Genomic DNA, 11907 nt, shown 5'->3' on the forward strand with positions numbered 1-11907 from the left:
GTGGAGGTATGACCACAGACGCGAGCGACCTGCTGTCCCGGGCCCGCGTGGCGACCCGGCTGCCCGCCGGGGACCTGGAGCGGGCCCGGCGCTTCTACGCCGACAAGCTCGGCCTGGAACCCGTCGACGAACGCCCCGGTGGGCTGCTGTACCGCTGCGGCGGGAGCGACTTCGTGGTGTTCCGCTCCACCGGGACCTCGCCCGGCACCTTCACCCAGATGGCCTTCGAGGTGGACGACCTCGACGCGGTCGTGGCGGAGCTGCGGCGCCGGGGTGTGACCTTCGAGGAGGTCGACGTGCCCGGCCTGCGCACCCGGGACGGCATCGCCGAGATCGACGGCAACTACCCGAGCAAGGGCGCACGGGGTGAGCGGGGCGCCTGGTTCCGGGACAGCGAGGGCAACCTGCTCGGCGTCGGCCAGCCGGTCCGCAGGTCACCGGGGCCCTTCTTCCGCTAGTGCCGTGCCGGGCGTCGCGAGCCGGTGAACCTCTCCGGTCGCAGCACCAGGTCCTCCGCCCGGACCGGCCCGGGGCGACGGCGCCTTCTCCCCCCTCTCAGCGCCTCAGGGCGCCCGCCAGATGTTGTCGAAGGCCACGTTCTCGATGCGCCGCCGCTCGCGTACGGCCCCCAGTTCGGTCACCGCGTCACCGACCGCCACCAGGACGGTGACGACCGCCTCGTCGCCGGGTTCCTCCTCGGGCGGCACCTCCCCCTGGATGCCCAGGGTGGAGGCGAGCCCGGCGAGAACCGGCTCGCGGGACCACCAGCGGTCGGCGGCGTGCCGGCGGGCCGGGGTTTCGGCCGCCGCCGCCTTGTCCACCCGGTGCGGCCAGCGGTGCCGCTTCCCGGAGAGCTGCCCCTCGGCGTCCAGGACGTCGCGGTAGGCCGTGGCCAGCCCCTCGCCCCGGCGCCACAGCCAGTCCTCCACGGTTTCGTACGGCTCCTTGCGTACGAGCGCCGCCCCGGCCTCGTCCAGCATCCGGTCACCGGTGGTCAGCACGGGACCGGGGGTGATGCGCTCACCGGCCAGGGTGAGGGCCCGCGCCGCGAGAAGGTCGATCAGCTCGGCCCCCGCGAGCGCCAGCGACAGATCGCCCGGCTCGACGGGGTGATCGCCGGGCACGTCGAGGCTGACGAGGAACAGATCCTGCGGTGTGGTCATATCCCTACCATGGGCCGCCCCCGCCGGAATCGCAGCACAGCGACCCCCGCTTTCCGGCCGGCCGGCCGTGTCGGCGAGCCGATGCGCCCGCCCTCCGGCCGGACGGGTCGGCCGGAGTGCGGGCGCAGTGCGGGCGCAGTGCGGGGTTCCGGGGGCGGGCGGAGCCCCTGGTGGGGAGTCCCCGGCGGGGAGTTCCCGGTGGGGAGTTCCCGGTGGGGCGGCCTACTGCAGGTGCCACTTCTGGTTCGCGGCGCCCGTGCACGACCAGATCTGGGTCCGGGCCCCGTTCGCGGACGAGTTGTCCGTGACGTCCAGGCACTTGTTGGCCGCCGTGTTCACGACATCACCGGTCGAGGCGTTGTACGACCACTGCTGGGCACCGGTCCCGTTGCAGTCGTACAACTGCACCTTGGCCCCGTCCGCGGTCGAACCCGACGTCACGTCGAGGCACTTGCCGAGCGCCCGGACCGAGCCGTCGGCCGCCACCGTCCACTGCTGGGCCGAGGTGCCGTTGCAGTCGTAGAGCTGCACCGCAGTGCCGTTGGCGTTCGACGCGCCCGCCACGTCCAGGCACTTGCCGGCCAGACCGACGAAGGAACCGGTCCGGGCGCCGCCGCCGGACTGGGTGCCGGACCAGGTGAAGGTGGCCGAGGTCTTGCCGGGCAGCGAGTAAGTGGCGTGCTCCGAGCCCCAGTCGATGGTCACCGTCTGCGCCGAGGACGAGTCGTTGTAGGCGATCAGCGCCTTGCTGCCGTCCGGGTTGCGCCAGGCCACGTTGGGCACGGCCGTGGACGCCGTCGAGGCGATCCGCTGGGCGCCCGGCCGGACGAACTTGGTCAGCTGGCCCATGTCGTAGTACTCGACGGTATAGTCCACCGTCCCGCTGGCGCCGTCCCCGTTGTGCACGGTGATCAGCCCGGTGCAGGTGCCGCAACCTCCGTTGTGGGGACCGCCGTTCTGGTCCACGGCCAGCGACCACTTGGTCACCGACTTCGCCCAGTTGCGGGTGTAGTCGATGATGTCGGCCATGTCCTCGCGCTGCTGGTTCGCGATCCAGGTGCCGCCGGAGTGCTCAGTCCCGAAGGCGTCCAGCGCGGGGTACCGGTCGTGCACGGTGGTCTGCTCGGTGACGTCACCGCCGTAGCCGTGCCAGGCGATCCCGCCGAAGTTGGGGTGGTTGCGGATCGCGGGGTCGTCCACGGACTGGGCGGCGTAGGAGTCGTAGGTGTCCCAGTTCCAGTCGTGCGCCAGGACCTTGGCCGACAGCCCGGCCGACTGGAGCTGCGGCAGCAGGTCGTTCTTGAGGAAGTAGGCGAGCCCGCTCGCGTTCCAGCTCATCGACGGATAGCCGGAACAGCAGGTCGGCTCGTTCTGCGGGGTCACGTACGAGACGTGGATCCCCTGGGCCTCGTACGCCTGGAGGTACTTGACGAAGTAGGACGCGTACGCGCCGTAGTCCTCGGCCTTGAGCCAGCCGCCGTCGAGCGAGCCGCTGTCCTTCATCCAGGCGGGAGCCGTCCACGGCGAGGCCATCACCGTCAGGGACGGGTCGAGCTGGAGCGCCTGCCGGGTGAGCGGCACCACGTCCGCGAGGTCGTGGGAGACCGAGAACTTGGACAGACCCGGATCCGTCTGCCCGGAAGGCACGTCGTCGTAGGTGTAGCCGTACCGGGCGAGGTCCGAGGCGCCCATCGGATTGCGCAGGAACGACAGCCCGATGCCGTCCGTCGGCGAGAACAGCTTGCGCATGGTCGCGTCCCGGGTCGTCTGCGACAGTGCCCCGCTGCTGTTCATCAGCCAGGCCGCGGTGTCCGTGAAGGACGCGCCGCCGCCGGTGAAGGTCTGGTAGCGGGTGTTCTCGTCCACGGTGATGTTCGTGCCGCCGCCTCCCGTGCCGGACTGGAAGGCGAACGGCGTCTGGGCCTGAAGGCCGCGTACGACATGCCGTCCGGCGGAGTCGTCGGTGGTGGTGAGCCAGGCCGTGACCTGCTCACCGGCCGCGTGTGCCGGGGGCACGGCGGCGGCGAAGCCGGCGGCGGAGAGCAGTCCGGCCAGCAGCAGCCGGACCGTGCGGGGGGTTCTCCTCATGGTGCGTCGCCCTTTCCTCTCGGGTCGACAGAGCGGGACCGACAGAATCGACGAGCGGCACAACGGACGTGCCGTCTTGACGGGTTGGGGGAGCCGTTAGTTAACTCACGGCGTGATCTAAGCCATGAGTGAACCATGAGAGCCGAGGGAAGGTCCATGCCAAGAACCGCCCTGCTCGTGTCCGGGGCCTTGCTCGCCGCCCTGTTGCCCCTGTCCGCCGCGGCGCACGCCGCCGACGATCCCGCCCCGGTCCCCGTCGACCGCTTCGAGGGCGAGGTCCCCTTCGCCTCCCAGCCCGCCGACGGCATCTTCACCTGGGGGAGCGACGCCGACGACCCGCCCACCCTGCACCTCACCGGCCGAGCCGACGCCCCCGAGGGCGCCGAGGTCCTCACCGGCAGCTACGACATCAGCGGCTACGGCGGCTTCACCCACGACTTCGCCGCCACCGAGCCCGCCCACGACTGGTCCGCGCACCAGGGCATCCGGTTCTGGTGGGAGGGCCGGGACAACGGCCGGAAGATCGCCTTCGAGATCAAGGACGGCGGCGCGAACGGCGAGGCCTCCGAGCTCTGGACGACCTCCTTCACCGACGACTTCACCGGCTGGAAGCAGATCTCGGTCCCCTTCACCGACTTCACCTACCGCACCGACTACCAGCCGGTCGGCGGCATCGACCACGTCCTCGGGCTCACGCAGATGTGGGGGTACGCGGTCACGCTCCCGGCGGGCACCAAGGGCGACTTCGCCATGGACGACGTCGAACTGTACGGCCGGGCCAACCAGTCGCTGCGCGCCTCCGTGACCACCGACGCGCCCGTCTACCCGGTGAAGGGGGGCGGCACCGCCGAGGTGAAGGTCACCCTGGCCACCACCGGTGACCGGCCCGTCGACGACCCGGTGACCGTCACGTACGCCACGGAAGGCGGCACCGCGACCGCCGGCCAGGACTACACCCCCGCCTCCGGCACCCTCACCTTCCCGGCCGGCAGCCGCTCCGGCGCCGTCCGGACCATCGAGGTTCGCACGCTGCGGAACAAGGCGGCCGCACCGGCGAGGACCGTCCCGCTCAAGCTCACGGTCACCGGCGCCAAGGCCCCCGCCGAGAGCCCGCAGATCGTCGTCGACGCGCACGGACTGCCGTACCTGAACGCCGCATTGCCGGTCCGCAAGCGTGTCGCGGACCTGCTGTCCCGCATGTCCCTGGAGGAGAAGGCCGGGCAGATGACCCAGGCCGAGCGCGGGGCCGTGGGCAGCGGGGGCGACATCGCGACGTACGGCCTCGGCTCGCTCCTCTCCGGCGGCGGCTCCACGCCCACGCCCAACACCCCCGAGGCGTGGGCACGGATGGTCGACGGATTCCAGCTGCGGACGCGGGCCACCCGCTTCCAGATCCCGCTGATCTACGGCGTCGACGCGGTCCACGGCCACAACAACCTGGCCGGCGCCACGATCATGCCGCACAACATCGGCATCGGCGCGAGCCGGGACCCTGGACTCGCCTACGAGACGGGCTCGGTGACGGCCGCCGAGGTCCGCGCCACCGGCATCCCGTGGGACTTCGCGCCCTGCCTGTGCGTGAGCCGCGACGAACGCTGGGGCCGCTCCTACGAGTCCTTCGGCGAGGATCCCGCCCTCGTGCAGTCCATGGAGACCATGATCCAGGGCCTCCAGGGCAGGGCCGACGGCCGGGACCTGAGCCGCAACGACAAGGTGCTCGCCACCGCCAAGCACTTCGTCGGCGACGGCGGCACCGCCTACGGCTCGTCCACCACCGGCACCTACACCATCGACCAGGGCGTCACCACGGTCACCCGGCAGCAGCTCGAGGACATCCACCTGGCGCCGTACCGGACCGCTGTCGAGCGGGGCATCGGCACGGTCATGCCGTCGTACTCCTCCCTCGACATCGTCGGCGACGGCCGGGGCGCGGTGAAGATGCACGCCCGCGGCGACATGATCAACGGTGAGCTGAAGGGCCGGATGGGCTTCGACGGCTTCGTCGTCAGCGACTGGAACGCCATCGACCAGCTGCCCGGCGACTACGCCGCCCACGTCCGCACGGCGGTGAACGCGGGCGTCGACATGATGATGGTGCCGTACTCCTACCAGGGCTTCAGCGGGACGCTCGCCGACGAGGTGAAGGCGGGCCGGATCAGCGAGAAGCGGATCGACGACGCCGTCTCGCGCATCCTCACCCAGAAGTTCAGGCTGGGCCTGTTCGAGCACCCCTACGCCGACACCAGCGGTGCCTCCGCCATCGGCTCCCCGGCCCACCGGGCGGTCGCCCGCGAGGCCGCCGCCGAGTCACAGGTCCTGCTGAAGAACAGCGGGAACGTCCTGCCGCTGAAGAAGAGCGAGAAGGTGTACGTCGCCGGGTCCGACGCCGACGACCTCGGCAACCAGACCGGCGGCTGGACTCTCACCTGGCAGGGCGCGTCCGGCACCCACACCCGGGGCACGACCGTCCTGCAGGGCATGCGCGAGGCGGGCGGGAACGTCACCTACTCCAAGGACGCCTCCGCACCGACGGCCGGCTACGACGTCGGTGTGGTCGTCGTCGGCGAGACCCCGTACGCCGAGGGCGTCGGCGACGTCGGCAACGGCCACAGCCTGCAGCTGTCGGCGGCCGACGAGGCGGCCGTGGACAAGGTGTGCGCGGCCATGAAGTGCGCGGTGCTGATCGTCTCCGGCCGGCCGCAGCTCGTCGGCGACCGGCTCGGGAGGATCGACGCGCTGGTGGCGTCCTGGCTGCCCGGCACCGAGGGCGAGGGTGTGGCCGACGTCCTCTACGGCAAGCGCCCCTTCACCGGACAGCTCCCCGTCACCTGGCCCAAGTCCGAGTCGCAGCTGCCCATCAACGTGGGCGACGCGTCCTACGACCCGCAGTTCCCGTACGGCTGGGGCCTGACCACGCTCACCGGCGTCCCCCGGGGCGGCACCGCCACTTTGCACAGCCTGGCCGTGGCGGCCGCCGCGGCCGAGCGGAAGGGGGACTACCGGGCCGGTCGTGAGCTGGTGGCCGAGGCGCGGCTGCTCGTGCAGGACCGGGTGGGGGAGCGGATGACCGGGGCGGTGGCGCGGCCCTTCGCCGACGCCGACCATCTGCTGCTGACCGGCCGGTACGCAAAGGCGGTGCAGAAGCTCACGGAGGCGTACCGGGCGGCATGACGTCCGGAGTCCTCTGCATGACCGGATCAGGGAGGCTTCGGGTAGCTTCGAAGCATGAAGGCCGTTGTGCGGACCCGAAGCCTCCCAGCGTTGCTGCTGGCAGCCCTCGCCCTGGTCATGGCGAGCCTGTTCGCGCCCGCGGCGAGCGCGCAGACGAACATCGACACCGTCGCCCAGGCCCTGCGCAAGAGCCCGGTCTACGTCGACCCGGCGGCGAGCGGCCAGTTGTCCGCGGCGGACGCCGACGCCCTCGCCAAGCGCATCAAGGACGCGGACAAGCCCCTGTTCCTCGCGGTGCTCCCGGCCGGCTACCCCACGGCGAACCTCTTCCGGAACCTGCGCGCCGCGACGGGCATCACCGGCCTGTACGGCATCCGCCTCGGCGACCGCTTCGACGCCCGCGCCGACTCCTCCGTGATGTCGGCGACGGCCCGGCAGAACCTGGTGACCAGCGTCCAGGGCGAGCCGGCCAAGGCCCAGCTCACCGACTTCACCGACCGGGCCCTGGCCCACATGGGCGGCCACGCCCCGAAGAGCTGGGGCGGCGGTTCGGGCGGCGGGGCGTCCGGTGCGGCGCTGATCGCGGTCGCCGCGGTGGTGGTGGCCGCCGGCGCGGGCGCGTACGCGCTGGTCCGCCGCAACCGGCGGCGCCGTGAGGAGGAGCAGCGGGCCGCCCTGGACCGGCTGCGGGTGGTCGTGGACGAGGACATCACCGCCTACGGCGAGGAACTGGACCGCCTCGACTTCCGGCCGTCTGAGCCGGGCGCCGACGACGCGATGCGCGCCGACTACGAGCACGCCCTGGACGCGTACGAGACCGCCAAACAGCGCATCGCCGCGGCGGGCCGTCCGGAGGACGTCCGCACGGTCACCGAGGCCCTGGAGGACGGCCGCTTCTCCCTCGCCCGGCTGGCCGCCCGCCGCGAGGGCCGCCCCCTGCCCGAGCGCCGGCCGCCCTGCTTCTTCGACCCGCGCCACGGGCCTTCGGCCACCGACGCCACCTGGACCCCGCCCGGCGGCGCCCCGCGCCAGGTCCCCGTCTGCGCGGCCGACGCCACCCGGCTGGCCGACGGCCGCGACCCGGTGATCCGCGAGGTCGACACCGACTACGGCCGCCGCCCCTACTGGGACGCGGGCCCCGCGTACGGCCCCTGGGCCGGCGGCTACTTCGGCGGCGGCATCCTGCCCGGCCTGCTCGTCGGCACCGTGCTGGGCAGCATGATGGCCACTCCCTCCTACGCGGCCGACTACGGCACCGGGTACGGCGACTTCGGCCCGGGCTACGGAGGCGACTTCGGCGCCGACTACCAGGGGGGCGACGTCTCCGGCACGGACTTCGACCCCGGCGACTTCGGTGGCGGGTTCGGGGACGGCGGGGGGTTCGACGGGGGCGGCGGCGACGGCGGCGGCGACTTCGGCGGAGGGTTCTGAGCGGCGGTCACCCGGGGTTTCCGGCGCGAACGGCTCGTCGTCCGGGCCTTTTGGGTGTGAGCGGTCGCGGCCGCGGGGCGTCAGTCCCCGTCGTCCGTGTCCGGTGACCCCAGCCCTCCCTCAAGCCGGCCGCCGGCGCCGGTACCCCGCGCTCCGTCTCGCCGAGCGACCCCGGCACCCCGCGAGCACCCCGGCCGGCCAGGCGTCCCGTTCGGCCATGTCCCGCTCCAGTGCGCGCCGCCCGGAGTCGGTGAGCGACAGCAGGGACTGACGCCGGTCGGCCGTCGCCCGTTCCCGCTCGATCAGCCCCTCGGCCTCCGGCCGCACGACGGACCTGCTCCCGACCCGCCCGGCCGCGATGGCTCTGGGCGCGCCCTGTCGATCGCGGCGGCATGGTGGCTCCTGCCCGTCGAGGGGGCCCTCCCGGCGTGCGCACGGGTGCCCGGACGCGGGAGCGCCCGCCCTCTCCCGGCGTGGGAGTGGAGGGCGGGCGCATCGGGGTACGGACGTATCGGGCTCGGCTGCCCCCCCGGAAGGTCACGCGTTCTTGATCGCCGAGATGTCGAAGTGCAGCTTGATCTTGTCGGAGATGAGCACGCCCCCGGTCTCCAGCGCCGCGTTCCAGGTCAGGCCCCACTCGGACCGAAGGATCTCGGCCTTGCCCTCGAAGCCCACGCGCTCGTTGCCGAACGGGTCCTTCGCGATGCCGTTGAACTCCAGGTCGATGGTGAGCGGCTTGGTCACGCCGAGCATGGAGAGGTCGCCGGTGATGCGGTAGTCGTCGCCGCCCAGGGCCTCCGCCTTGGTGGAGCGGAAGGTCATGGTCGGGAACTCCTCGATCTTGAAGAAGTCGGCCGACTTCAGGTGACCGTCCCGGTCGGCGTTGCCGGTCTCGATGCTCTCCATCCGGATGTCGAGCGAGGCGGTGGACCGGCCGGGGTTCGTCCCGTCCAGGTGCAGGGTCCCGGTGAAGTCGTGGAAGCCGCCCTTGACGTTGGTGACCATGGCGTGCCGGGCGGTGAAACCGATCGTGGTGTGGGCCGGGTCGATCGTGTAGTCGCCGCTCAGCGCCGTCAGATCGGGACCGGTGGCGGCAGGCGTGGCGGGGGTTTCCTTGCGGCTGAAGATGCCCATGTAAGTTTCCTCGAATAATCAAGTTGAACGTTAAACGAACCGGTGACTCCGACGGTAGACCCATTCGGTTCAGATTTCAACATCATCCGCAGAGTAGTTTCAACGTAACCCCCCGTGACGGCCTACGCCCTCTGGCGGACGCGCGTAGCGCTCGGGCACCATCTGCGTGCACCACCTGCACAGCCGCCCCAGAGGAATCCCGGCCCCTCGCAGGAAGGTCCCCATGAAGCTCGCCAACGCCATGAGACTCCGCTCGGTCCTGACCGCGCTCGCCCTCGTCGTCGCACCCGGCGTCGCCGTGGTCGGCGCCGCCGGCGACGCCTTCGCCGTCACCAAGATCAGCCAGGCGACCGCGGAGTCGATGTTCCGGCAGGTCGGCATCACCTGGTCGTCCTCCGGCAACTGCTCCGACCGGAACAACCCCGCCTGCACGTCCTTCGACCAGCTCAATCTCGCCACGGCCCAGGGTGCCCAGACCCTGAAACGGGCCAGCGGGTGCGCCCTCAACATCACCGGCGGCACCGAGACCGGCCACGCCTCCGGCACCTACTCGCACTGGAACGGCTACAAGCTCGACTACGGCAAGAACACCTGCGTCACGTCGTACATCAAGAACAACTTCACCTACATCGGCCTGCGCGGCGACGGCTACCCGCAGTGGCGCTCCGCGTCCGGCAACGTCTACGCCGACGAGGGCAACCACTGGGACGCCCTCTACTACAACTGCGGCGGCTGCTGACCGGAGGCAGGGGCAGGGGCGGTGGTCCTGTCGGCTGACCGCCGTCCGGGTCCCCTGTCACCCCGGAGATGGCATGCACCGGCTGCGAATGTGAGGCGGCTCTCGGGTGGCTCCTTTGTGGTCCCCCGACAACGCCGACGCCCTGTGAGCAGTCGGAAAGGCTGCACGCGGCCGTGGTTCTGTTCACTGGTACCAGGAAAACGGGCCGGAGACTGTACGGAGTCGACGGCTCGCTTTCCTTGGTGTCCTTCGTAAGGTCGCTACATGACCGTTTTGGAAGAGACGACGGGTGAGCCGACCGGCGAGCCGACGGACGCGCGCGGACGGGTCGCAGAGCTGCACGACATTCGTGCCCAGGCCGTGGCGGGCCCCAGCGAGAAGGCGACCGAGGCGCAGCACGCCAAGGGCAAGCTGACGGCGCGGGAGCGGATCGAGCTGCTCCTGGACCCGGGATCCTTCCAGGAGGTCGAGCAGCTGCGGCGGCACCGGGCGACCGGCTTCGGCCTGGACGCGAAGAAGCCGTACACCGACGGTGTCGTCACCGGCTGGGGCACGGTCGAGGGCCGTACGGTCTTCGTGTACGCGCACGACTTCCGGATCTTCGGCGGTGCGCTGGGCGAGGCCCACGCCACGAAGATCCACAAGATCATGGACATGGCGATCGCGGCGGGTGCGCCGCTCGTGTCGCTGAACGACGGCGCGGGCGCCCGTATCCAGGAGGGCGTCAGCGCGCTGGCCGGATACGGCGGCATCTTCCAGCGCAACACCAAGGCGTCCGGTGTCATCCCGCAGATCTCCGTGATGCTCGGCCCGTGCGCGGGCGGCGCGGCCTACAGCCCGGCGCTGACCGACTTCGTCTTCATGGTCCGTGAGACCTCGCAGATGTTCATCACGGGCCCGGACGTCGTCAAGGCGGTCACCGGCGAGGAGATCACCCAGAACGGTCTGGGCGGCGCGGACGTACACGCCGAGACCTCCGGCGTCTGCCACTTCGCGTACGACGACGAGGAGACCTGCATCGCCGAGGTGCGGTACCTGCTGTCGCTGCTGCCGCAGAACAACCGCGAGAACCCGCCCCGCACGGAGTCCGGCGACCCGGTGGACCGCCGCAGCGAGGTGCTGCTCGACCTGGTCCCGGCCGACGGCAACCGGCCGTACGACATGGCCAAGGTCATCGAGGAGATCGTCGACGACGGCGAGTACCTGGAGGTCCACGAGCGCTGGGCGCGGAACATCATCTGCGCGCTGGCCCGGCTGGACGGCCAGGTGGTCGGCATCATCGCCAACCAGCCGCAGGTGCTGGCGGGCGTGCTGGACATCGAGGCGAGTGAAAAAGCTGCGCGCTTTGTCCAGATGTGTGACGCTTTCAATGTCCCGATCGTCACCTTCCTGGACGTGCCGGGGTTCCTTCCCGGTGTCGACCAGGAGCACGGCGGAATCATCCGTCACGGCGCGAAGCTGCTGTACGCCTACTGCAACGCGACCGTGCCGCGGATCTCGCTGATCCTGCGCAAGGCGTACGGAGGTGCCTACATCGTCATGGACTCCCAGTCGATCGGCGCCGACCTCACCTACGCCTGGCCGACGAACGAGATCGCCGTGATGGGCGCGGAGGGTGCCGCGAACGTCATCTTCCGCCGCCAGATCGCGCAGGCGCAGGACCCCGAGGCCATGCGGGCCCGGATGGTCAAGGAGTACAAGTCCGAGCTGATGCACCCCTACTACGCGGCCGAGCGGGGCCTCGTGGACGACGTCATCGACCCCGCCGAGACCCGCGAGGTCCTGGTCAAGTCCCTGGCGATGCTGCAGTCCAAGCACGCCGACCTGCCCTCCCGCAAGCACGGCAACCCCCCGCAGTAACCGAGCGGACCCGCCGCGGCAACCCCGCGGACCTCTCTCTCACGGAGACTGACACCCATGAGCACTCCTGACATCCGCGTCGAGAAGGGCCACGCCGAGCCCGAGGAAGTCGCCGCCATCACGGCCGTCCTCATGGCCCGCGCGGCCGCCCGCACCGAGCCCGCGGCCCCGGCCCGCCGAGGCCGCGCCAAGGCCGGCTGGCGCCGACTCGAGCGCGAGGGCGGCTTCCGGGCCCCGCACAGCTGGCACTGACCCGTACGACGAAGGAAGGGCCCCTCTCCTGCGAGAGGGGCCCTTCCTTCGTCGTACCGGCCGACGACA

10 protein-coding genes are annotated in these 11907 nt (G+C 71.3%); 6 read left to right on the forward strand and 4 right to left on the reverse strand.

What is annotated here, in order from left to right; genetic code table 11:
* Window positions 1–8 precede the first annotated feature (8 nt).
* A complete protein-coding gene (locus ABZ919_RS11960; protein ID WP_361245972.1) occupies window positions 9–458 on the forward strand; it encodes a VOC family protein in 450 nt (149 codons plus the stop codon).
* 105 nt (window positions 459–563) lie between these two features.
* Here ABZ919_RS11960 and ABZ919_RS11965 read toward each other — a convergent pair whose 3' ends face one another.
* Together ABZ919_RS11965 and ABZ919_RS11970 are read right to left on the reverse strand one after the other, a co-directional pair.
* Window positions 564–1163, reverse strand: coding sequence for a GPP34 family phosphoprotein (locus ABZ919_RS11965; RefSeq protein WP_361245975.1), 600 nt, complete (start codon window positions 1161–1163; stop codon window positions 564–566).
* Between the two features lie 222 nt (window positions 1164–1385).
* Complete coding sequence (locus tag ABZ919_RS11970; RefSeq protein WP_361245978.1) at window positions 1386–3251, reverse strand: lectin; 1866 nt, start codon at window positions 3249–3251, stop codon at window positions 1386–1388.
* Window positions 3252–3407: 156 nt separating this feature from the next.
* Here ABZ919_RS11970 and ABZ919_RS11975 point away from each other — a divergent pair, with 156 nt between their 5' ends.
* A complete protein-coding gene (locus tag ABZ919_RS11975; protein WP_361245980.1) occupies window positions 3408–6422 on the forward strand; it encodes a glycoside hydrolase family 3 N-terminal domain-containing protein in 3015 nt (1004 codons plus the stop codon).
* A 54-nt stretch (window positions 6423–6476) separates the two neighbouring features.
* Window positions 6477–7853: a hypothetical protein gene (locus ABZ919_RS11980; protein WP_361245983.1), complete on the forward strand. Its 1377-nt coding sequence runs from the start codon at window positions 6477–6479 to the stop codon at window positions 7851–7853.
* A gap of 120 nt (window positions 7854–7973) precedes the next feature.
* On the opposite strand, the gene ABZ919_RS11985 is transcribed toward ABZ919_RS11980, so the two are convergent.
* A complete protein-coding gene (locus ABZ919_RS11985) occupies window positions 7974–8180 on the reverse strand; it encodes a hypothetical protein (RefSeq protein WP_361245986.1) in 207 nt (68 codons plus the stop codon).
* A gap of 210 nt (window positions 8181–8390) precedes the next feature.
* Window positions 8391–8987 carry a YceI family protein gene (locus ABZ919_RS11990; protein ID WP_361245989.1) on the reverse strand — a complete coding sequence of 199 codons (597 nt, stop codon included), beginning with the start codon at window positions 8985–8987 and terminating at the stop codon, window positions 8391–8393.
* A 223-nt stretch (window positions 8988–9210) separates the two neighbouring features.
* Here ABZ919_RS11990 and ABZ919_RS11995 point away from each other — a divergent pair, with 223 nt between their 5' ends.
* From ABZ919_RS11995 to ABZ919_RS12005, 3 genes are all read left to right on the forward strand, one after another.
* The gene (locus ABZ919_RS11995; RefSeq protein WP_361245992.1) at window positions 9211–9726 is read left to right on the forward strand and encodes a hypothetical protein; all 516 of its coding nucleotides are present in this window, start codon (window positions 9211–9213) and stop codon (window positions 9724–9726) included.
* 264 nt (window positions 9727–9990) lie between these two features.
* Window positions 9991–11586: an acyl-CoA carboxylase subunit beta gene (locus ABZ919_RS12000; protein ID WP_361245995.1), complete on the forward strand. Its 1596-nt coding sequence runs from the start codon at window positions 9991–9993 to the stop codon at window positions 11584–11586.
* 57 nt (window positions 11587–11643) lie between these two features.
* The gene (locus ABZ919_RS12005) at window positions 11644–11838 is read left to right on the forward strand and encodes an acyl-CoA carboxylase subunit epsilon (protein ID WP_361245997.1); all 195 of its coding nucleotides are present in this window, start codon (window positions 11644–11646) and stop codon (window positions 11836–11838) included.
* Window positions 11839–11907 lie beyond the last annotated feature (69 nt).

The organism is Streptomyces sp. NPDC046759 (assembly GCF_040645475.1).
In the GTDB taxonomy this organism is placed as follows: domain Bacteria; phylum Actinomycetota; class Actinomycetes; order Streptomycetales; family Streptomycetaceae; genus Streptomyces.

Bases quoted from the DNA above. Each gene is read 5' to 3' on its own strand.
- ABZ919_RS11960 (WP_361245972.1), top strand. From the start codon at position 9: ATGACCACAGACGCGAGCGACCTGCTGTCCCGGGCCCGCGTGGCGACC.
- ABZ919_RS11965 (WP_361245975.1), bottom strand. From the start codon at position 1,163: ATGACCACACCGCAGGATCTGTTCCTCGTCAGCCTCGACGTGCCCGGC.
- ABZ919_RS11970 (WP_361245978.1), bottom strand. From the start codon at position 3,251: ATGAGGAGAACCCCCCGCACGGTCCGGCTGCTGCTGGCCGGACTGCTC.
- ABZ919_RS11975 (WP_361245980.1), top strand. From the start codon at position 3,408: ATGCCAAGAACCGCCCTGCTCGTGTCCGGGGCCTTGCTCGCCGCCCTG.
- ABZ919_RS11980 (WP_361245983.1), top strand. From the start codon at position 6,477: ATGAAGGCCGTTGTGCGGACCCGAAGCCTCCCAGCGTTGCTGCTGGCA.
- ABZ919_RS11990 (WP_361245989.1), bottom strand. From the start codon at position 8,987: ATGGGCATCTTCAGCCGCAAGGAAACCCCCGCCACGCCTGCCGCCACC.
- ABZ919_RS11995 (WP_361245992.1), top strand. From the start codon at position 9,211: ATGAAGCTCGCCAACGCCATGAGACTCCGCTCGGTCCTGACCGCGCTC.
- ABZ919_RS12000 (WP_361245995.1), top strand. From the start codon at position 9,991: ATGACCGTTTTGGAAGAGACGACGGGTGAGCCGACCGGCGAGCCGACG.
- ABZ919_RS12005 (WP_361245997.1), top strand. From the start codon at position 11,644: ATGAGCACTCCTGACATCCGCGTCGAGAAGGGCCACGCCGAGCCCGAG.